At 67.8% G+C, this 22834-nt stretch carries 7 protein-coding genes and 2 pseudogenes; 4 read left to right on the top strand and 5 right to left on the bottom strand.

The window, feature by feature from the left end:
• Positions 1-10 precede the first annotated feature (10 nt).
• From RNB18_RS16330 to RNB18_RS16320, 3 genes are all read right to left on the bottom strand, one after another.
• The gene (locus RNB18_RS16330; protein WP_311714797.1) at positions 11-667 is read right to left on the bottom strand and encodes an alpha/beta fold hydrolase; all 657 of its coding nucleotides are present in this window, start codon (positions 665-667) and stop codon (positions 11-13) included.
• A 192-nt stretch (positions 668-859) separates the two neighbouring features.
• Positions 860-1576, bottom strand: coding sequence for a hypothetical protein (locus tag RNB18_RS16325; protein WP_311714796.1), 717 nt, complete (start codon positions 1574-1576; stop codon positions 860-862).
• Positions 1577-1662: 86 nt separating this feature from the next.
• Complete coding sequence (locus tag RNB18_RS16320; protein WP_311714795.1) at positions 1663-8817, bottom strand: ricin-type beta-trefoil lectin domain protein; 7155 nt, start codon at positions 8815-8817, stop codon at positions 1663-1665.
• Positions 8818-9327: 510 nt separating this feature from the next.
• On the opposite strand from RNB18_RS16320, the gene RNB18_RS16315 reads away from it, so the two are divergent.
• From RNB18_RS16315 to RNB18_RS16300, 4 genes and pseudogenes are all read left to right on the top strand, one after another.
• On the top strand, positions 9328-12924 hold the full coding sequence (locus tag RNB18_RS16315; RefSeq protein ID WP_311714794.1) for a DNRLRE domain-containing protein: 3597 nt from the start codon (positions 9328-9330) through the stop codon (positions 12922-12924).
• 713 nt (positions 12925-13637) lie between these two features.
• Positions 13638-14720 carry a hypothetical protein gene (locus RNB18_RS16310; RefSeq protein WP_311714793.1) on the top strand — a complete coding sequence of 361 codons (1083 nt, stop codon included), beginning with the start codon at positions 13638-13640 and terminating at the stop codon, positions 14718-14720.
• A gap of 279 nt (positions 14721-14999) precedes the next feature.
• Entirely contained in the window at positions 15000-19724 is a 4725-nt protein-coding gene (locus RNB18_RS16305) for an NACHT domain-containing protein (RefSeq protein WP_311714792.1), read from the top strand.
• A gap of 80 nt (positions 19725-19804) precedes the next feature.
• Positions 19805-21218, top strand: a pseudogene (locus RNB18_RS16300) (ISAzo13 family transposase); the annotation flags it as partial.
• 326 nt (positions 21219-21544) lie between these two features.
• Here the strand turns inward: RNB18_RS16300 and RNB18_RS53680 are convergent.
• Together RNB18_RS53680 and RNB18_RS16290 are read right to left on the bottom strand one after the other, a co-directional pair.
• Positions 21545-21700: pseudogene (locus tag RNB18_RS53680) on the bottom strand (AAA domain-containing protein); the annotation flags it as partial.
• Between the two features lie 531 nt (positions 21701-22231).
• The gene (locus RNB18_RS16290; protein WP_311714790.1) at positions 22232-22834 is read right to left on the bottom strand and encodes a hypothetical protein; all 603 of its coding nucleotides are present in this window, start codon (positions 22832-22834) and stop codon (positions 22232-22234) included.

The following is a 22834-nucleotide window of genomic DNA, read 5'->3' as shown; positions in this document are numbered from 1 at the left end:
CGGTTACTTCTCAGTGAGCGGAGAGTTCGACGAGGTGCCGGGCCGTGCCGGTGGGATCGACGATCTGGTGGAGGTGTGCGCCGGGCAAGTGGGCCACCCGCCAGCCGCGTTGGCGCGCCTCATCGGCAAGTCCCTCGTACGGCGGGCCGAACAGCAGGTAGGAGCAGGGGTGGTCGTCCCAGCCGTCGGGGACCGGGATGTGCTGCTCGTAGTAGGACAGGGGCAGAGCGGGCTGCTCCTCCACCACGTTCTGTCGCACCTGCGGATCGGCGAACATGGGGGCGACGTCTGCCTCGTCCCACCAGTCGGTCCAGCGCGGCAGCCTGCCGTTCACGGCCTTCGGGCGGAGGAACTCCAGCAACTCGGGCGGGGCGACAGGGGTGGGGCCGATCCGGGCCGGCAGCGCCGCATCGACGAAGACCGACGCGGCCACCGGATGGTCGAGGCCGGAGCGGATCGCCGGGAGGAACAGGCCTGCGTTGCTGTGAGCGACCAGCACGAGGGGTGTGTCGACCGGGACCTCGCTGAGGTCGTCGCGTACGGCGTCGACCGCACGGGGCCAGAAGGGCGCGGGGCCGGCGCCCACGTGCAGGAGGGACGGCACCCGTGCCTGATGCCCCGCTGCCACCAGGTGTTCGGCGACGGGGTGCCAGGTCGAGGGCCCCACGGACGGACTGTGCACAAGAACGAAGACCGGCTGCATGGGACGATCCTGGCGCCCACGCTGTCGCAGCCGCGACTTTCTCGGCCGACAGCAGAACGGCCGCCAGTAGATCTCAAGGACCATAGTCAACTTCTCGCACCCGAACGCCCATCGCGCGTCGCTCCGTCATCGCACGAGCGCCGATGCCCTGCCGCGTCACGAGTGGTAGAGCACCCGCACAACCATCGTGTCGGCAGGAAGACCGTCCAGATAGCTGTTGAACATGCGTTCGTAGTCGAGGCCGCCGCCCTCCACCCACCGCCCGTCGAGGGTGAGCAACGCGGCGGTGGGCAACACTGCGGCCACGTGGCGGGTCACGTACGTCCCGAGGTCCTCGTCGAAGTGGTAGGCGGGGTCGGAGCCGAACCGCTCCTCCAGCGCGGGGTTGGCCTTGATCGCCCGGATGAGGGGCTGTTCCCGGAAGGCGGTCACGGCCGCCTCCCTGGCGTGTTCGGGGTCCAGGGTCCTGGCCCGCTCGGCGAAGTGGTGGAAGGGAAGCGCCGGGGGGTAGCGGTCGGAGAAGGCCCGGTACGCCGTCCAGGTGTCGCCGGCCCGGCGAGCCTCGGCGGCGCGGGGCGTGTCGAGGTCGAGGATGCCGCGCGGGCCGCCGTGGCAGCGGGAGGGCGGCAGGTCCTCCGGGGGTTCGGTCCAGTCGTCGTAGCGCACGAGCCGGGGGTCGTCCTCGTGGCCGGGCAGCACGTCGAAGAGACAGCCCGCCCCGGAGACGAACCAGTAGCTCCACTCCCCCACCCAGTCCGGATGGGGACGGTCCTCACGGTCGTACCAGAAGGGGTCCATGGCCTGCCCGATCGCCTGCTTGAGCCCGTCGGGGCCGACGGGCGGCAGACAGACGGTGATGCGCTGTTTGCCCATGGTGTTCCTCCTGCGGTGCAGTCCGTGCTCGGTGCGGGTGGTGCGGTGTGGTGCGGTGCGCGGCCCACCTTGGCAGGCCGCGCCGGTCAGGCGGTGGGCGGGGGTCCGCAGGAGACGACGACGTCGTCGCAGCCGCGTTCCAAGGTCTTCCAGCCCTCCCAGATGAACGTCAGGTCGCCGAGAATGCCGGCGCCGTTCATCAGCTTGCCGCCGAGACCGCCGCCGCCGCGCTTGCCGCCGCCGCTCTCGCCGCTGCCCGACCTGGGGCTCCCCGAGACGCTCCCGCCGCGCAGACCGCCCGACATATGGGTGTCGAACATCGTGGATCCCGGCTTGCCGTCACCCGCGAAGATCACTCGCACGTTGGCGTTGCCGACGAACTTGTCCGCGACGGCTTGGGCCTGTTCCATGCTGTGCGCGACAAAGACGACCTTCTGGCTCTGCGGTTTGGTGCCATCGACGTCAAGCTTGCGGTTGATGGTCTTCCGGATGGCGTCGACGGATTCCGCGTCGACGGCGCGCTTGGATTCGTTCGCGTCCCAGGTCTCCACATCCACGATCTTGCCGTTCTTCCAGGTGACCTTGATGAAGTCGGCTGTGACGCCGGCCACCCGGTGGTTGCCGTTCGCGTCGTGCACCAGGCCCTTCTTCTCGGGAATCACTCCCTTGTCGTCCTGCCAGAGGTACTCGCTGCCGTTGCCGGTCTTCGGGTCGTACAGGTTGAGCGACGAGCGCAGGTCGTCGTTCATGAACTTGATGGCGACGCGCTCCGATTGGAGCGGTTGCGGTGAGCCGACGGTGTGCGGGACGCCCCGGTCGTCATAGAAGACGCGATAAGTCTTGCCGCCCTTGGAGACCTTGGCCTCCGTGAGCGCCTCATCGGGTTTCACGTCGTCGTTCTTGACCCTGATGATGCGTCCGCCGCGGCAGACGGCGGTGCCTTCCCAGCACTCGATGGGCTGGAGCCCGTCGGGATCGCTCTTGGTGATCGGGTTGTTGTTGGCGTAGGCGTAGCCGTTGATCTGGAGCGGGTCCGCGAAGTCGACCACGGGGTCGGCCGAGAGGAAGCGGCCGGTCGACTGGTCGTACTCGCGGGCGCCGATGTGGGTGAGTCCGGAGTAGGTGTCGTCGATGCCGGTGCCGAGGTAGCTGCGCGCGTTGGGCCAGGTCTCGGGCCGGTTGCCGCGTGTCTCGCCGTACGGCTTGAAGGCGCGGCGGGTGACGGGCTGGCCGGTGCTCTGCTCCACGGAGGTGGTGGCTGTGCCGACGGTGTCGTTCAGCAGCACGCTCAGGACGTGGTCGGAGCCACCGTACTTGCTGACCCGGACGACGGAGGGGGCGCCGGGGTGCTGGTAGATACGGCTGGCCTTGAGCAGATTTCCCTTGGGGTCCGTGGTGACTTCGGTCTCGCCCAGGAACAGGGTGGTCCCGGCCGCGGACTTCTGCAGGATGCGGTTGCCGCCCGCGTCGTAGACGTACGTGGTGCGGTCGGCGAGCGTCCACTGCTGTGCGGCGCCAGCGGCACAGGTGGCGACCTGGAGGTCGGTGCCGTCGGCATCGGTTCCGCCGGGCACCGCCAGGCACTTGCCGGTCGCGGCGTGCACGAAGGCCTTGTCGGTGCTGCGCAGCGTGAACTTCTGCGTGGTGCTGCCGTTGCAGGCGGCGAGTTGGACGAGGGCGCCGTTGACGGTGGCGCATTTGCCGCGGATGCGCAGGGTGTCGCCGGTGGTCTGCCACGCCTGCGCAGGCGTGCTGTTGCAGCCGTGGAGCTGGATCGGAGTGCCGTCCGTGAGAACGTTGGTCTGCAGGTCGACGCACTTGCCGTTCAGGCCGGTGATCGGTCCGGCGCCGTCGCCCGTGCCGGTGACCGAGGCGAGCTTGTTCTCAGCGTTCCAGTCCAGGATCTGGTCGCCGCCGGTGAGGTGGCGCTCGGTGGTGTTGCCGGTGGCGTCGTTGACGTAACTGGGGTCGGTGCCGGTGGGCCGGTCGACCTTGCTGAGCAGGTGGGGCTGGGTGAGTGTGGGAGCGCTCGTGCCGTTGCCCGCGACGGTCTTGCCGTAGCCGTACGCGGTACGGACGTCCAGGGCGGAGTTCGCCGGGTCGTGGTCGGTGAGAGAGGCCCGGTTGCCGACGGCGTCGAAGGTGAAGGACTGGAAGTAGGAGCCGGCGGTGGTGGCGACCGACCCGGTGGCCGGCGCCGCGGCGTCGAGGGACGCCTGCATCTCGGCGTCGGGCGCGGCGGCGTCGGTGACGGCGTCCGGCGCCTCGGCGATGGGCCCGGCGCTGCTCTGGCCGTCGCTGCGGTAGCCCCAGGCGGTGCCGGAGGCAGACTTGCAGCCGGTGGCGGCGGTCACGTCGAGGCCGGAGGTCCAGGCGTGGACCAGCTCACCGAGGTAGTCATAGGTGAAGCACTGGTTGTCCCAGGTGGACGTGGCGCCGTCGGCCTGCTTGCGGGCCGCCGATGTGAGGTTGCCCGCGCGGTCCCAGGAGTAGTAGGAGTCGGAAATGCGGTGCGAGGACGCGGTCTCGCGGTCCCAGACGGTCCGCTGGAGGCGGCCCGTCTCCTGATCGATGAAGTTGGTGGTCCACACCCGGTAGGGCTGGGGCCCGCTGACGGTCCGCAGGGGCTCGCCGTACGCGGAGTAGGTGACGTCGGAGGTGTACCAGCTCAGGCCGGAGGTGGACTCGGCCAGACCGTCCTCGTTGTAGCGGGTGATGACCTTCTCGGCGGCCAGACCGCCGATCGCCGGGACGCTGACGGAGAGCTGCTTGCCGCTTTCGGTGTACGCGTAGCGGTAGGTGTAGGTGCCGGCGAGCTTGGGCCCGGCCTGGGACGGGACGACGATCTCCCGGGTCGTCGGGCGGTACTTGTCGTCGTAGGCGGTGATCCGGTCGGTCCAGTCGGCGCCGCCCTCGTGCCGGGTGGAGCTCGCCGCCTTGCCGAGCGCGCCCGGCAGGTCGTACGTGAAGGACTTGACCGGGTCGGCGGTCGTGGAGCCCTGACGGACGTTCAGGACGCGTCCGATCGCGTCGTACTCGGTGTACGTGGTGCGCTGGAGCGAGTCGGTGGCGCTGGCCTGCCGGCCGAGCGCGTCGTAGGTGAAGGAGGCACTGCCGATGTCGGGGTCGGTGGCCGAGGCCAGCAGACCCCGGGCGTTGTAGCCGTACGTCCAGAGGTTGCCCGCGTGGTCCTCGATGCGGGTGCGGTTGCCCCGGGCGTCGAAGGAGTACCGGGTGGTGCGCCACTCGTCCTGGGTGCGGTTGGTGGAGTGATCGACACGGGTGATCCGGCCGCGCGGGTCGGTGTAGGCGCGAACGGCGGGTGAGGCGCCGCCGGCCGGGCGGGAGATGGTCCAGTTGTCGCCGTACTCGACGGTGTCGTACCAGACGGGGCTGCCGCTCTGCACGGTGGTCTTGCGCACCGGGCGGCCGAGGCCGTCGTAGGTGTTGCGCACCAGATTCGGCACCAGGGAGTCGCTGACCCGCTTGAACTGGCCGGTTTCCGGCTCGCCCTTGGCGAGATAGGAGCCCGTCTGCTCGGAGACGAGTCCGTGGTCGTCGTAGCGCGTGTCCTGGACGATCCGGCCGGGGCCGTGGGCTTCGTTCTGCGTCTGCACGGGGCGCATCAGGCCGTCGTAGACGGTCACCTGTCGGCTGTAGCCGCCGTTGTCCTTGAGGGAGCGGACGGTGACGGCAGTGGGCCGCGTGACGGTCGGGGTGGCGGTCGCCATCTGGTAGTCGATGAGGACGTCGGGCATCGCGGCGTCGGCCGACCAGCCCTTCACCAGGCGGCCGAAGGCGTCGTACTCCATGCGCGAGACGTGCTCGTTGGCGTCGGTCACCGACAGGGCCAGGCCGCGGCCGGGGTCCAGGGCCGTGGTGGAGGCGTGCCCCTTCTGGTTGATCTTCTTGATCGCTGTGACGGGTCCCCCCGTGTCGCCAGGGGTGTACTGAGTCTCCGAGACGCCCTTGAGCGGGTCGGTGATCTTCCGCACCCGGCCCAGCGGGTCGAAGGTGTTGGTCATGACGGTCGAGTAGGCGGTGCCGTCGTCGTTGAGCGTCGCAGTGGTCGTGGCCAGGCCCTTGGTGGGCGCGGCGCCCCAGGCTCCGCCGTCGTAGCTGGTGCGGACGGCGCTCATCACCTGGGTGGCCGGGTCGGCGGTGGCGTGGCCGGCGCAGGAGGTGGAGGTGGTGCGGATCTCCTTGGGCAGACCGACGAGGTTGGCTGCCTCGTTGATGACGTAGAGCGTCTTGACGCAGCTCTGGTCGCTGAGGGTTTCACCGCCGCTGCCGTCGGGTTTGACCACGGCCGACTCGACCTGCTGCGGCAGTCCGTAGACGTCGTCGACGACGGTGGTGGTGCGCACCCCCTGCCAGCTGCTGCCGACGGTCTGCAGGGTGTCGCTGCGTTGGAAGCCGCTGCGGTAGGCCGTCAGCGCAGTGAGGTCGCCATCGCGCTGCCGGGAGGCGGTCTGCTTGGCCCAGGGCCGGTTCAGGACCCGGCTGGCGATCTTGCCGCCGGTCCCCGTATACGTGATCGTCTCGGCGGTCATGCCCGCGTAGGGGGCGATGTCGTCGGCGGCCAGGGTGACGTTGCCCGTGGAGTCCTTGACCGGCCCGCCGGCACCGCGGAAGTAGCGGGTGACCGAGTACGACTGGGTCTGCGGGCGGCCCGGGGCCGGCGAGATCTTGTTGCCCTTCGAGGTGGCCACCTGCTGGTAACCGCGCCACTCGCTGTAGGTGCGCAGGGCGGGCTTGCTGAACTCGTCGTCACTCTTGCCCCAGGCGGCGCCCGAGTAGTCGTAGCGCGTCGACATGCGGGCGGAGACGCCGGTGATCCGGTCGGTCTCGGTCACGGTGTGAACGACGTATTTGTTGAACCAGGCCAGCGCGGGCTTCTCGACCTCGGCGTCGGGCGACCAGCGGACGGGGAAGCAGGTGCCGTGGTTGTCCTCGGGGGCCACGCCGGGCTGCACACGGCAGCCGCCCTTGTACGTGACCTCGATGTCCGCGCCGTGTTCGGTGGCGACGGCACCGATGCGCGGCCGGGTGAACCCTGGGCGCGGGTCGGAGGAGCTGCGGGGCACCAGGTTGGGCAGCTGCTGGTCCTTCAGATATGTGCTGAGGGGGTGCGCGGAGCCGGTGCCGACGACGTACGGCTGGAAGCTGACGCCGGACTCGGTGAGCAGGGTGCCGCTGGTGTCGCCGGGACGGAAGCCGTAATGCTGGATGGAGTTGAGCCACAGGCCGGGCGAAGTGTCGTACCAGTCGCGCGGGAAGGACTGGTTGAGCAGATAGGTGTCGACCTTGGACAGACCCGCGACACCGGGCCGCTGGGCATACGTGGTGATGCCGCCGAGCCTCAGCCGGTTCCAGAAGGACGGGAAGGCGGGGCACAGCTTGGAGTCGCTCTTGCAGTTCAAATTGCCGGGACTGTCCCACCAGGGGCGGTAGGAGGCGGGGTTCTTGGTGTCGTCGAACTTCGCAGAGTCGCAGACCGTGGTGTCCTGGAGGCAGCGCTGCCAGAGCAGGAAGTCGATCTTCGCGGCCGGGGTGGCGCCGAGGGCGTCCTCGCGCAGCCCGTACTCGATGGAATCGGGCAGACCGCCGCGGATGTACTTCTCGGGCGTCTTGAACTTCTTGTTGACGGCGTAGTAGTTCGCCGACTGCAGCCAGTTGACGACCATGACGTTGCCGTTGACGTCGGTGACCTTGTCCAGCCCCCAGTGCCAGGCCTGCTGCTTGGTGGTGTCGCCCTGGCAGCGTGAGTCGGCGAACGCGGCCGCGTGGCACGGCTCCCCGGGGTGGTTGCCGAAGACGGGCACGGTGAAGACGGACTGGGTGTCCTGGTGACCGCCGCCGATCTTGTTGAGACCGTAGGTGTAGACGGTGCCGTCCCGCTTGGTGACGACCCAGTACTCGCCGTTGTTGTCGCCGTTGGCGGCGCCGGTCTTCAGCTCGACGCGGGTGCCGTCGTCGTGCTGCGGGCGGTAGCGGTCGGTCTCTCCGATGCGGACCAGTTCGGTCGTGGCGCCGCCGAGCGACATCACGGCGTTGTAGGACACCCAGCACAGGTCGGAGGTCTTGGCCTTCTTCGCCGTGTTGTTGGCGGCGCCGGCCGCGGTGTCCTCGCGGTCGTCCTTGCAGGTGCGGTAACGGCGCTCGATGTAGCCCGGGTTGTAGTCCCAGCCCTCGCCGATCCACGACGCCTGCGGCGAGGAGGTGGACGTCTTCGCGTCCACGCTCTGCGAGTTGTAGTCGAAGGAGATCTCCGGTGCGGGACCGGCGGGCGTGGGCGGAACGTCGATGGGATACGACCAGGTGAACGCGCCGGACGAGCCGCCCGCCGACCACTTGCCGTTGGATTCCAGCGGAGTCGCCTTGAAGGAGCCGCTCTCACCCGCGCCGGAGTCGACCGCGCCGATCACGGCGCTGTCACCGCCGGCCGCCGCCTGCCTCGCTCCGGTGCGGTAGGCCGCCTGGACGGCGCCGGTGCCGGTCGCCGCGGACGCGGTCGACGAGGCGGGTGTCACCGTGCCGTCGGCGGCGGTGTCGACGGTGGCGGTCAGGGTTTTGGCGCTGGCGTCGTTGACCGTCTCCAGCTCCTCGTAGGCCCGGCACTCCTCGACGTCGGGGGTCGTGCGGTAGCACTCGGGAAACTGCACGAAGGTGAGCCGGGAAGCCCAGTCGGCGCCGTAGAGGTTCTGGTACGCCTTGTAGTCGAGCTGCACCGAGACGGGGACGGAGCCGGTGGCGGGGGCGGTGACCGTGACGAGCGCGCCGTCGATGCCGTCGGCCTCGGGGGCGGTGCGCGGGGAGACGCCGACCTGCCAGGTTCCGGTGGGCAGGGCGGCGCCGGGGGCCTGGCCGAGCTTCACGGGCAGGGTGCCGACCGGTTCGAGAACGGCGGTACCGGTGGTGGCCCGCATACCGGCCTGCCGGGCGGCCGCGGCGCCGAAGGTGACCGAGCCGGTGCCGCCCGTGGGCGGGGTGACGGTGCCGGCCGGGGCCTGCTCCAGGTCGGGGGGCGGTGCGGCCTCGATGCTGTCGAGCCCGGCGTTGTGCGTGTTGCCGGCGACCCGCTGCTCGGCCGGGATCTCCACCAACGACACGTCCTCGCGGGCGACTTCGGCCGCCCCGGGGTTCGGCGGCTGGGCGACGGCCGTCAACGGGGTCAGCCCCACCAGCAGGATCGCACCGACGACGGGCGCCAACGCTGAGCGCAGGGGGCCACGGCGCATGCGACGAGCGCGGCGCGCGGACAGGAAAGCAGGCACGAACAGAGTCCCCCCGGGCGACAGAAGGCCGCACCCGGTCAGTGCGCAGGTGCGGCCAGTGAACGGGCTGATTCTGTGCGGCACTTGTGAAGAAAAACCAGACGACCTGTAGTCATGTGATGATGATCACGGCCACAAATCGGGCTACCCTGGCGCCAGTTGCGGCAAAGAGCCACTGATGCCGCCGATCAGGCTCATGGGCATCTGCGTCGCCTTTGGGGTGTGTCACCCGCTTGCGGAGCAGTCCTCCCAAATTCCCTCCAGGCATGTCCTGTTGTGCGCCGAATGGGCGCCCGTGCACCTCTGCGGGAACGCCACGGGCCGATGTGCGGGCCGCGAACGGCGCGGGACTCCGTACGCCGCCCGGCGCCGTCCGCGCCACAACGCCGGGTGACGGCCTCCGGGAGCTGAGCCATGATCTGTCGGCTGTCGCCGCATCTGCCACAGCTGTTGCACAGGGGGAAGGGAATTCTCATGCCGAGCCGTTGGCGCCGATGGCGCCGCTCGCCCGCGCGCCGAACGGTCGCGGCCGTCGCCGCCGCCGTCATCGCAGCGTCCGGCCTCACGGTCGTCGCTCTGAGCGGTGGCGAAGAGGACCAGCCACGGCGCCCTGCCCACGCCCGCCAGGCGGCGCCTCTGACGGAGACCGTCGCCGCCGCACGCGCCAAGAAGACCGGCAAGGCCGTCGAGGCGACCGCGCTGCGCACGGCGTACGCGACGACCTGGGCGCGCCCGGACGGACTGCTCCAGCGCCGGATCCACGCGAGCCCGATCCGGGCCAAGGTGGACGGGGTCTGGCAGGCCATCGGCACGGATCTGCGCCGGGTGGACGGCGGTTGGGCGCCCAAGGCGACCAACGTGGGCATGGTCTTCTCGGGCGGTGCGGACAAGCCGGCGGGTCCGACGGGCGCCCGGGGCGCTTCGTACGCCGACGGGACCACGGGCGCGGGCGCCACCGGTGTACACGCCGCCCGGCACACCACCCGCTCCGTTCCGCGCCAGGTCCCCCTGCTCGGCAGCGCCGCGAACGCCTCCGCCTTGAGTGCCGCCGCCACCGCCACCGCGAACCCGCTGGTGACGCTCACGGTGGACGGTCATGCCATCATGCTGACCTGGCCGGACGCCGTGCCGACCCCCGTCATCGACGGGCCGCGGGCCCTGTACCCGGAGATCCTGCCCGGCGTCGATCTCGTCCTGACGGCGGCCGACAGCGGGTTCGCTCAGCTCCTGGTCGTCAAGAACCGTCAGGCCGCGACCGATCCGCGCGTGGCGCGTCTGGCGTACGGCCTCAGCTCCCCGGACCTCGACTTCGCGCTCGATCCGGTCACCGGCATCGTGTCGGCCACCGACACGAACGGCGCCGACGTGGCGGAAGCACCGACCCCGTTGATGTGGGACAGCGCCGGCACCCCGGCCCTCACCGACGGCCAAGCGGGCAGCAGCGCCTCACCGACCGCCCCCGAGGTCATCCCCTCCGAACCGGACGTGACCGGCAGCCCCCAGGAGGAGCCGTCCGAGTCGCCCGAGCCGACCGACGAGGTCGCCGACACCGATCAGGAGGACCTCACTCCCGAGACGCTGCCGGCGGCGACCGACGAGGCAGCCGACCCCTCCGTCATCGCCGAGATGGAGGGCACCTCACCGCCCGTACCGCCGGAGCCCAGCCCGCTGCCCTCCCAGACCGGAGCCGCCGCCACGCTCTCCCTGTCCGGCGTCAACGGCCCGCAGCCCGACTCCCACGGCTCGCTCGTGGACGTCGACCTCGACGCCGGAACCTGGGCGTTCAGCCCTGACCAGACGTTTCTCGCCGACCCGACGACCGTGTACCCCGTCTTCGTCGACCCGTCGATCAAGAAGCACACCAACGACTGGACGACCGCCTACAGCCGCCACCCCAACGCCACGTTTTACAACGGCAAGAACTTCAACCGGGGCGGCACCGACGAGGCTCGGGTCGGATTCGAGTCGGACACCTGGGGAACCTCGCGCTCCTTCTTCAGCATCGACTGGGACCCGGACCTCAAGGGCTCCACGGTGCACAGCGCCAAACTGCGCGCCCTGGAGACGTACTCCTGGTCGTGCAGCGCCCGCGCCATGACCGTCCATCTCACCGGGACGATCAGTTCGAAGACGAACTGGAAGAACGCCCCGGCGATGAACAGCGGCAACAAGATCGGCGGAGGCAGCTTCGCGCACGGCTGGAAGTCCGGTTCATGTCCCGACGAATACGTCGTCTTCGACGTCAAGCCGAGCGCGGTCAAGGCCGTCGCCGGCGGCTGGAAGACGATGACGATCGGGATGCGCGCCTCCGACGAGAACTCCCAGTACTCGTGGAAGAAGTTCCAGGCCAACGGCGGCAACGACCCGTACGTCGACCTGTCGTACAACCGTCCGCCCGCCACGCCGAGCAGCCTCGACCTCGACCCGGACCTGAGCTGCGACACCACGTCGCCGTACATCAACGTCGGGGCGTCGTCGCTGACCTTCTGGGGCAACAGTTCCGACAAGGACGGCAACCTCGCCTCGGTGAACTTCGAACTGTGGCCGACGAACGGCAGCACGGCCAACCTGCTCGGCAGCAAGGGCAAGGTCTCGGTCGGCAGCCAGAACAGTTCCGCGCGCGTGCACACCGATCCGTTCTCGACGGGCAGCACCGGGCTGAAGCTGGTGAACGGCACCACGTACTCCTGGCGCGCCAAGGCCGTCGACAAGTACGGCGCCGCCTCCGCCTACTCGCACAGCAAGATCCCTTGCCGCTTCGTGTTCGATACCTCAAAGCCCTCACCGCCGCTCGCGTCCTCCACGCAGTTCCCGGACGCCGATGCCGCCGACAACGGATTCGCCAACGACTCCGAGGACTCGAAGTGGAGCACGGTCACCTTCGGCACGGCAGGTACCTTCGTCTTCCGCGCCCGGCAGACGGACGTGGTCCGCTATGAGTACGGCTTCAACCAGGCGTCATACCCCTTCTCAGCCGGCCGCGCCAACGGCGCACCGACCACCACGACGACCTCCATCACGAACGTCAAACCACCGCTCGCCGGACCGAACGTGCTGTACGTACGTGCGGTGGACGACGCCGGAAACGCGTCTCAGCCGCTCAAGTACTTCTTCTACGTGACCCCGAGGGACAAGGCCGACGCGCCGGGCGACTTCACCGGTGACCGGCGGCCCGACCTGATGGTGGTCGACGCCAACGGCAATCTGCGGCTCTACCCGTCCGAGTCCACGACGGACCTGGCCAAGGGCACGGGCGACCTCGACTACTCCATGTCGGGCGCCTACCGCGGCAACCCCGCCAAGGACCCCAACGGCGACGACGGTCTTCCCGCCTACGCCGCCGCGCCCTCCGGGTACTGGAAGAACACCCTGATCACCCATCTCGGCGACTTCTACGGCGGTGACGGGCTCCAGGATCTCGTGGCCGTCCGCGAGAACGCGCTGTGGGTCTATCCGGGCGACGGCTACGGTGCCGTGAACATCGACAAGCGCCAGCGGGTGCTGCTGCCGTCGAACGCACCCACCCCCTCGGCGATCACCCAGATCGTGGCGGCCGGGGATGCCACCGGGGACGGGAAGACAGACTTCTTCCTCACCGTCGGCGACGCGTTCTGGGCCTTCACCGGCTACAACGGCGCCAGCATCGAGCAGGCCGTCCGGCTATCCAGTTCTGCTTGGACCGAGCGTGACATCGTCACCGTCCAGGACATCACCGGCGACGGGATCACCGACCTGGTCTACCGCACCGACGTCTCCAGCCGGCTCCTGCTGCGCACCGGTAAACCGGCCGCGTCGGACGGCGGGGTCGATCTCAACTCGCTGGCGGCGGGCGTCAACTCCTCGGCCGGGGCGGACGAACAGTACGGGGCCTCGGGATGGGGCAGCGGCAACATCCGCTTCCTGTTCGGCACGCCCGACGCCAACGGCGATAACATCCCGGACATCTGGACGGTCCGCACCGACGGCGCGGTTCGCTTCTACTCCGGCTCCCGGAGCGAGCTGGCCGGCTCCGGCACGGAGATCGTGAGCAAGAGCGGGGGCGGCTGGATCAACAAGATGGCCGTCGGCTGAGCCACCGCACGGTGAACGGCTCCGCACCCCTCGCACGGGGTGCGGAGCCGTTGTGCAGGGCCCCCTGACAGCAGCGGGCCCCTGACGAGATGAACTCCACAGCCTCCCGCACCACCGGAACGCGTCAAAGTATGTGGTTACGCCACATGGGATGACTCAGCGGCCATTCCTAGCCTGGGCAGCACCCGAAGAACCCCCGCACCCGCCCGGAAGTGACCGATATGACCGCACCCGCAGCGCCCGCCCCAACCCCGCGCGACATGCGCAGAGTTGTCACAGCGAGCCTCATCGGCACCACCATCGAGTGGTACGACAACTCATTCGATCGGGGCTAGGACCTGCGGCTTTTCCTCTTTCGAGGGCCTATGAGTCAGCACGGAACCAGCACCGGAACTGGAGCGTGCTGGTTCGGGCGGTAGACGCGGGATCGATCAACCCGCAGCAGTCAGGACACCGCCCACTGAAGTCACACTCCGTAGTCAGCCCCCGATCACTGCACGCGGCCCCCCGCGCGGCCCCCGCGCGCCAAGCCGTCCACATCGACGTGTGCGTCACCGTCGCGGACGCCGCGCCTCGTACAGCCCCGTCGGCGAGGCGCGCTGCGCCGCCCAGCAATGCTCAGGTGCCCTCCAGGCTGATCCGCGATGCCGGGCTACTAGACCCCCGCGTCTTCCGCCGAGTAAGTACCCCGCCTGGATCCGTAGCGTTCCCTCATGCCACGAACCGCACCAAGCCGCGCCGATCAGCATCTGATGAACGCGGCAACCGCCGCCGGCCACCCGGTCAGCGCCACCCAGCTCGAACGCTGGCGACAGCACGGCCTCCTCCCCCGCCCCCGTGTCGACTACATGGGCCGGGCCGGCACCAGGACGGAGTACCCGCCCGGAACCGAGCAACTGGTGCTCTCACTGGCCCGACATGCCGGCCCACGCCGCAGTGTGGACGACCTCGCCCTGATGGCATTCTTCGATGGCGCTCCCGTACCTGAGTCCGCGCTCAAACTCGCGCTGGCCCGTGTCTACTTCACCAGCCGGTTCTCCCAGGAAGACGAGGTCGCGAAAGTTGCGGCATCCGTGCCTCAGGAGTGGCGAGGCGAGCTGACGCCGCAATACGAAGAAGCTGAGGCCGAGGCCCGCCTCGATCTCGAACGGGGAGGAAGGGCCATCCGGCAGATGCGCATCAACCTGCGTCGCGTTCCCGAACTCTCCCGCGCACCCCGGGCGGAAGTCGACGAGCGCCTTCTTGGAGTATTCACCGGCCTCAACCTGCCGGAGTTACCCGAAGACGACCTCGCCTTCATGGCCGACCTGGAAGCGGCGCTGGCCCTGGACTCGGATGCAGAGAGCAACGACCCCTTACCGGTCTGGGAAATGGCCGCCATCAACCACGCATCCCAGATGGCGCGCCGGGAAGAGACGTCGCCCGAGGAGCGACTGGATCGCCTCGTCCACGCAAGCATGGACGAACTCGACGCCTTGCGTCACGAGGTCCGAACCGCGCTCGACCAAACCTGGACGCGGGCAACCGGCGGCCGGGAGGACCAGGCCCACCTCGACCGGCCCCGGACCGCACGCGGGGCAGGATCCACCCTGGTGGAGTGGATGAGCGCGAAGCTCACACACCCACCGGGATCGTCACTCTCCGACCGGTACTTCATCGAGAGTCTCGCCGACCTGCGGCTGCGCTGCTTCATCGCCACTGCCCGTCGTATGTCGGACGGTACAGCCATGGGAGAGGGGAGGGCAGCGTTCATTGCCCGCACGACTGGGGCAACCGGCAAGCGCCGGCGGCAATGACTGTCGTCGTGCCGACTGCCTTCACTCCATGTCGGGATGGGACATCAGCCGGTACGACTGGACTGTAGCGCCCGGCCAGCACCAGGTGCAGCTCACCGGCAACGCGCACGACGTCATCGTCGCCGCCACCTTCGACCTGGCTGGAGGATACCTCCCACAGCTCCTCACCCTGGATCTGCACGACATACCTGTCCGCCACTGTGATGTTGCTACAGGCCGCCGAGCGGGACTGGGAGGAGCGGCAGGACATGGCGTGTACGGGGGCGCTCGCGGTGACCGATGGCTTGGACACCCGTCTCGCCAGGACCCGTCGGATCATCCGGAACCTACGCCAGCAGTCAGACCGACGCCCACGGCACCGCGCACAACTGCCGCCTCTTGGCGTCCAGGCAAGCCCCCTGGCCGCTGTGCAAGGCGATGGCCCCTCAGCAAGACAACACCCTGCGGCCTGTACGGGGGTACGACTGTCACTGGTCGGGCCTAGCCTTCTGGGGAGTAGGTCATGGCCCGAGGGAGCGGCGTGTGCAGCTGGACCGTTATTGCACTGTGGAGGGCGACTTTCCGCGCCTTGACGAAGACGGGTTCCTGATCGATCGCTGGAGGGGCCCCCTCTCCGAAGGGCTATCGCCTGGGCTCATCCCTCTCCTCGATGCGTGCACCGAGTCAGCAGTGCTTCTAGGCGAAGCCGGAGCGGGCAAGACCTATGCTCTCCAGACGGTCGTGGACGCCCACTCTGCCCGGTCGGCGACCGGCCCCATCGTGGCCCATCGCTGGGTAGACCTCGGCGAGGTGAGGACCTGGGAGGATCTGATCCGGAAGGCGTCTCCCGCCCTGAGCCATCTTCTCCAGCGCACGCCGGTTGCAGGCTTGAGGCCAGTTCCCGGCCCGCGGCCTTCCGGGCGAGTGCTGCTGGTACTGGACGGTGTGGACGAGTGCAAGGCCAGGCCCAAGGAGATCACCGGCTGGCTGACCGACCTTTCCGAGTACTTCGACTGCACACAGCTCCAGGTACTCATCGGTTGCCGAAGCATGGCATACACCGATGCGATGCGTCGGGCCGTGAAGAAAGCCTTCGGAATCAGTCAAGCGCACGTGCTTGCCCCGCTGAGACGCCTTGACCTCGACCAGGCAGCATTGTCACATGGTCTGGATCCGGAACGCTTTCGCACGGCAGTAGCCAAAGCGGGGGCGGGCGCTCTGGCCCGGACGCCCCTGACCTTGTCCTTGCTCCTCAACCTGTATCTGGCGGAGCGGCGCCTTCCGGCCCGCCGGGTTGAGCTCTACGGCCGTGCCCTTCCGCTCATGGTAATGGGGCAAGGCGACAACCGGAATCAGGTTGAGCTGGCGGGCAGTCACGAGCAGCGGTTCATGGTGGCCGCCCGGCTGGCCTGCTACAGCCTGCTGACCGGAGCATCGGCTGTCGACACCACCCGTCGGCCGTTCACGGACGATCACCACATTGCCATCGATGACTTGATCGGCGCCGTGGAAAGCGCGCCCCAAGGAGCATTTACATTGGACCCATTGCTGGTGGAAAGTGTGCTCAGCAGCCCACTGTTCGTCAGTAACGGCCCCGGTGTCGTAGGCGTCGCACATGCTTCCATCGCTGCATACCTGGCTGCCCGTTACCTGGCGGATCATCACCTGCCTGACGCTCAGCTGCGCGGACTGTTCATCCAGCGCGGCGAGATCGGCTCTCCCGGTATCCGCAGTGATTTGCGGGAGACGGCTGCCTGGCTGATCGCGCTCCGACCGGGTCTCGCACCGTGGCTCATCGAGGCAGACACCGAAGCTATCGCCTCCTACAGCGCATACATTGATGACTCTAACTGCCACCACTTGATCGTCGAACGGCTGCTGTGCCTGGCTCGTGACGGCGACCTCCACGCAGAACCATGGTGGAACCGCCACCGGTATCGACTCGACCACCCGAGACTCACACACCAGCTTCGAACGGCTCTCAAGTCTCAGTTCGCCGATCAGCAACACGCTGCCGAATCTTCCTCCCGATATTCCGACGAGGAGGCCGAGCTCGCCCTGATTCTGGCTGCTCAGAATGAGCAGTCGGCCCTTCTGCCTGAGGTGATTCGGCTAGCTCTCGATACGCGACGGACCGCAGACATCCGGCGACTGGCGGTGAACGTAGCTGCTTCCCTCGACCTCCTGGCCACCGGTCCGCAAATGAAGCCCGTCCTGCGTGAACTCATGGATCACCCAGAGCGAGATCTCAACGACGGACTGCGCGGTGCGGTCCTGCAAGCCTGCTGGCCCAATTGCCTTACGGTCAGCGAAATGCTCACCGCCCTCACTTCGCCTCGTAGGAAGAACTACAGTGGCGAGTACGCCCGGTTCTGCTCCGCGCTGCCCGATCAACTGGCCGAAGACGATGTGATCCCGGTGCTGAAGTGGGCTGGCGAGACTCTGATCGGTAGCTCGTCGGGATCGGCAACAGCGGCTTGGGCGGGGTGGGCACGCGCGGACGAAATGACGCAAGGACTCCTCGACCGGTCCCTCCATGGTCCGGCGGCAGTCGAGCGCATTCCCGCAGTTGCGCGTTGGCTGCATCGGGCCTTGAAGTTGTATCCATCCCTGTCGGTTCCTGCGCCTCTGTGCGTTCCTCCCGACTCCCCTACCGCGGAGCAGGCTCGGGCTCTCCGACGCCTTCTGGCGGCAGAACTTATCAGTTTGGCGCAGGATGATGAGGACGGATACCTGCTGGTACAGGGGTGGAGCCGACGCTCCGCGTACCAGCTGCACCGACAACGCACCCAGCCTGGACCACGGCTGGATGACGAACGCGACCATCTGCTGGACGGAGAAGACCTCAGTTGGCTCCTGGACCTGGAAGCCGGCCTGAGTCTGGATGCGGCACCGCAGGCATGGTCAGTCATCAGGTGGATCTGGTCATCGCAGGACTCGGAAGCTCAGGAGGCGGCTTGGGCCCGAGAAGGGACCCGGGTGTGGAAGGAAGTCTTCGCCTGGCATCTTGAGGCGCTGCCCTTGGACAGTCCGCGTGCTGAGGCTGAGCGTGAGAGCTACCTGACACGCGCTGCGAGAAAGCCGGCCCCCCGTACCTGGGACGGCTATGAAGAGTACGTCCAAATCACAGCCGACTTGCTGAAGGACGCTGAAGCAGGGATGACCGACAGCTTCTGGCGTCTGTGCACTCAGCTGCGATTCCACCCCGACACGGGTCGGTCCGGCACGGACATCGGCCACGACATTCTTGCCCTACCCGGCGTCCGCATCCTTCCCGCAGGTGCCGACGACCGGTTGAGGACCGCTGCCGTGCACTATCTCACCGCCGTTGAGCCTTCCCCTGAATGGATCGGCACGGACACCATCTACTGGCCGGCATGGGCCGGTTACCTTGCACTCGACTTGCATTCGCGACACCCAAGCGGTCCCACATCCATCTCTCCTCAGACGTGGCGACGATGGGCACCCCTTGTTCTGGCCTTCCCTGCCGGTCTCGGTGGGACGGACGGGACAGAGCGCCAAGCTGACCTACTCAGGCACGCCCGAACGCATGCGCACCAGGAACTGAGCGACACCTACCTGCACCTGATCCGCACTTGTCTTCGGGACGGCAGCCCATGCATCGAGGCAGCGCTGGCCCAGCACATGTGGACGCAGCACCTGGAGGACCAACTATCTAATTCCTTGGCCGGAATTATTCAGTTGGCGTTCCAGGCAGAGGGGCACTGCGACAACGACAGGCAGCGAAACGTCGAGTACTCGGTCACCACTGTTCTTCGCATGCTTCTGGAGCACTCCGAGCCAGCTGCACGGACCAGATCACTCAAAGCTGTCAGCGAGGCACTATTCGAGGGTCCACCCACCCCCGTTTCCAGACTTCACGCCGCACTCATGGCCGTGCTTCTCAACGAAGCACCGGAGATATACTGGCCCTGCGTAGCAGCGAGAATACGTGCCGACGACAGCGGGCTGAATCTCATCATGGCCCATCTCTTCGATCGTGCGGGGTCGGCATGGCTCATCGGACTGCCCACTTCATACCTGGCGGAACTTGCCGGTCTGCTGGCCGCTCAGCATCCTTTCCCTACACTCCCCATCGAGCCAACATCTGGCTGGGTCACATCCGAAGAGCGAACTCGGCAGCACCGGGACACCACCCTGGAACGCCTGGCAGCCAGGGGGACCGCAGAAGCAGTTCAGCTCTTGGTGCGCCTGTCGGCTACACAACCGCACAGCAAGGCACTTGCTGCGCTGGTACGGGAATCCGAGCGGACGCATCGGGAGAAGTCCTGGAAGCGCCCCACACCGCAAGAGCTGGCCGCCCTCATTCGAGACTCCCGCACTCGCCTCGTCCATGACGGAGATGACCTCACAGACCTCGTCATCGAAACCTTCGCGGCCCTGCAGAATGACCTCACACAGGGAACTCACCCAGCCGCGATCTTGTGGAACGAGGTGCCGGGCGAAGCCCAGGGCAGCAAGGGCACTCGGCAGCGCCTGCGCTTCCCCAAGGACGAAAACCTCATCTCGGACTACTTGGCCGACCTCCTTCGCCGCAAGCTCACCGACCAGGGAATCCTCATCAATCGCGAGGTGCAGATAAACCGCAATATCGGGGGAACCGGCGACCGAATCGATCTCCTTCTCCAGATCCCCGCATCATCACAGCCTCAGCCCGGACTCTCCGAACGCCCAAATCCCCCAATTGCTTCGGTGATCATCGAAGTCAAAGGGAACTGGCACCCCAAACTAAGCACCGCCATGGAACACCAGCTCGCTAACGACTATGTTCCCAGCGTGGAGACGGGACATGGCCTGTATCTCACGCTCTACTTCCCCGCGTCGCAGTGGACAGCCCCGGACAAGTACAGGAGACGTCCGGCTTCTATCAGAAAACAGACAGTCGCAGAGCTGCGTCGGACTTTGCATGACCAGGCTATGCGACTCAGCGCTATCCACAATATAAGACTGCGGTCCTTCGTCTTGGACCTCACGATCCGGGAAACGGCCGAGCGCAACAACTAGAACGTTTCCGGGTGTGTTCCCGCTAATGGCTTGCCGGGAAACAAGTCGTGGCTTCCAGCTGCGGGGATCGTTGTTCTGGTATGGGGAGACCGGAGGGAATCGAGGCCATCCTGGCCGCGAAGGTCCAAGTGCTGTTGCCCCACCTGGACGAGCGTCAGCGTCGGCTGGCCAGAGGGGCGGAAGCGCGGTCGCTAGGGCATGGCGGGATCAGGCTCGTCGCCGCTGCGGCCGGGGTTCGGGAGGGCACAGTCCTCGCGGCGTGGCTGAACTGGAGTCCGGCCAGGCCCCGTTGGGGCGGTGCGTCGGTCTGGTGGAGGCCGGATGAAGGTGACCGAGTTGGATGCGGGGCTGCGGCCAGCGCTGCTGGCGTTGGTCGAGCCCTACGAGCGGGGCGATCCGATGTCGCCGTTGCGCTGGACGACGAAGTCGACTCGGAAGCGGCGGCGGAGCTGACCGGGCAGGGCCACCGGGTCTCCGCCGACACAGTCGCCGGCCTGCTGCCGGAGGAAGGCTTCAGCTTGCAGGCCAACGCCAAGACCATTGAAGGCGCTCAGCACCCGGATAGGGACGCCAAGTTCCGCTACCTCAACGAGCAGGCACCTGGCCACCGGGGACGCCGGAGACCCGGTGATCAGCGTGGACACCAAGAAGAAGGAACTGATCGGCGAGTACAAGAACGCCGGGCACGAATGGCGGCCCACCGGGCAGCCCGTGAGGGTCAACACGGACGACTTTCCCGGCCAAGCCGAGAAGGCGATTCCGTACGGGATCTACGACAGGGCGGCAAACACCGGCGGTCAGCATCGGCACCGATCACGACACGGCGGCGTTCGCCGTCGCCTCGATCCGCCGCTGGTGGCAGGCCCGCGCACGTCGGCTGCTGATCACCGCCGACGGCGGGGGTTCCAACGGCTACCGCACCCGAGGCTGGAAGACCCACCTGACGGACCTCGCCGCCGAGACCGGCCTGGAGATCACCGTGTGTCACCTGCCGCCCGGCACCTCGAAGTGGAACAAGATCGAGCTCCGGCTGTTCTCCCACATCACCATGAACTGGCGCGGCAGGCCTCTGACCAGCCATGAAGTCATGCTCCAGTCTATTGCCGCGACAACCAGCCGCACCGGTCTGACGGTGCACGCCGAATTCGACAGCGGTGAGTACCCCACCGGCATCCGCATCAGCGAATAGGTGATCGCCGCCCTGCCGATCACACGCCACCGCTTCCACGGAGAACTGGAACTACACCTTTCACCCAGCAGATCATCAACCGGCCCCATACCTTCCCTGGCAAGGCGGGGGTCAGCTGAGGGATCTCGCCCCCTCACGGTCCACGACCTGCAGCACCCGAGCTGACCGGCATGTCCCGCAAGCAACTCAGCGGCCTGACCCGCTCCTTGATCCCCGGGCTGGAAGAGCACCGCGAGCAGGTCCGCCATGCAGCCCGCGGCGGACCACGCCGGGTCGCCCCAGGCACCGGTGCGTTGGCGGCGAGGGCGAGGTCGACGACGCGGTGTACTTTTTCCTCGGAGGAGCCGTGGTGGCCTGGGCGGGTGTGGGCGTCGACGGTCTCCAGGCGCAGAGGGCTGGCCTGGGTGGTGCCCGGGAAGGTGACGAGAGCGTTGTTGTAGATGGTGTGGTTGGCGAAGGCGATGAGGCGTTCGTCGCGGCTGCGGTAGTGCCATTTGAGGGTGTGGACATGGGGCAGGTGGCTGCAGACCATGTCCAGCAGTGATTCGAAGACGTCCGGGGTTGCCTCGTCGTCATCGTCGTGGATGTGTTCGTCTGTTCCGCTGAGCAGGCGGTGGAAGAAGGTGGTGGGCGGCAGTTGGTGGGGGTCGCCGGCGACGATGACCTGGCGGGCTCGCATGATGGAGGTGATCACGTCGTGCGGCAGGACCTGGCTGGCTTCGTCGAAGATGACGACATCGAACAGGCGCGCGGCCGGCAGGACACGACTGACGACGAGGGGGGACATGGCCCAGCAGGGTTTGGCGGCCATCAGTACGTCGGGGGCTTTGTCGACGAGCCTGCGGAGCGGCAGGTGCCGGGACTTGCGGTCGGCCTGGGTGCGCACGAGGGTGCTTTGGTCGGGGTGGGCGTCGCGGGTCTGCCTGAGGTGAGTGGCGACTTCGTAGCGGACGCGTGCGGGGTTGGTGTCGCGGTGGGTGCGGTCGAGGCGTTGGAACTGCTCGATCGTGTGGTCGTGTTCGGTGCGTGTGAAGGAGCGCAGGTAGGGGGAGCGCATGCGCGCTTCATCGAGGACAGATGACCACCACAGGTGGCGGAAGGTGCCGACGGCGGTGTCGGGGGTGGCGTCCGCTTGGGCCAGCTCGTCCAGATGGCCGCCGAGTCCGGCGGCTTCGAGGCGGTCGGTGAGCTGGTTGAGCTCGGGCATCCGCAGCAGGGTGTCGCGGTCCTGGTCGAGCCGCTGAATGGTTTTGTCCACCTCGTCGGTGGCGGTGGTCTCCCAGTCGCCCCAGCGTACGCACAGGGCTATCGCGGCCAGTTAGTTGCGCAGCTCGGTGAACGTGGCTGCGACACCGGTCAGTCCGGGAACGGTCCAGGGGCTTGTGTCGCGGGTCGTGGCGTGTGTCTGCCAGCGGGTGTACTGGTCAGCAGCCTGGCGAAGGGCGGAATGCAGGGCGGAGCGGTCGCGCTGGCCCTCTTTGGACAGGCCGCGTGCTGTTTTGATCAGCTTTCGGCGCTGCCACCAGCCGATGTTCCGCTGGTGCTCCTTACGCCAGCTTCGGTCGGCGGTGGCGGCGATGAGGTCGTCCAGGCCGGGGGCGAAGACGGCCGCCTCGAAGCGGGCCAGCGTCTCGGTGACGTCGTGCAGCAGCGTGAGCAGGGCATGCCAGCCTTCGATGTCATCGGCTCGGCGCAGTCCGGCGGTGTCCACCAGCTTCTCCAGGGCGCGACGGGTGTCGGTCAGGGCCCGGCCGGTCAGCTGATCGAAGCTGGTCACCACGGCGTGCAGTTCGCCGTCGGTGCGGGCGGGCAGGTGGGACCAGGGTGACTCTCCGCGACGGACGGCGAGGCCCTTCTTGGCGACGAAGGCCCGCAGGTCCTGTTCGGTCTGGCGGAAGTGATCGCCATGAAGGCGGCGCAA

It is taken from the genome of Streptomyces doebereineriae (genome assembly GCF_031845645.1).
Classification (GTDB): Bacteria; Actinomycetota; Actinomycetes; order Streptomycetales; family Streptomycetaceae; genus Streptomyces; species Streptomyces canus.
This window is presented reverse-complemented; position numbering and strand designations above follow the sequence as displayed.

Excerpts from the sequence above, each read along its gene's own strand:
- RNB18_RS16325 (WP_311714796.1), bottom strand. The coding sequence starts at position 1,576 with ATGGGCAAACAGCGCATCACCGTCTGTCTGCCGCCCGTCGGCCCCGAC.
- RNB18_RS16320 (WP_311714795.1), bottom strand. The coding sequence starts at position 8,817 with ATGCGCCGTGGCCCCCTGCGCTCAGCGTTGGCGCCCGTCGTCGGTGCG.
- RNB18_RS16315 (WP_311714794.1), top strand. The coding sequence starts at position 9,328 with ATGCCGAGCCGTTGGCGCCGATGGCGCCGCTCGCCCGCGCGCCGAACG.
- RNB18_RS16310 (WP_311714793.1), top strand. The coding sequence starts at position 13,638 with ATGCCACGAACCGCACCAAGCCGCGCCGATCAGCATCTGATGAACGCG.
- RNB18_RS16305 (WP_311714792.1), top strand. The coding sequence starts at position 15,000 with ATGGCTTGGACACCCGTCTCGCCAGGACCCGTCGGATCATCCGGAACC.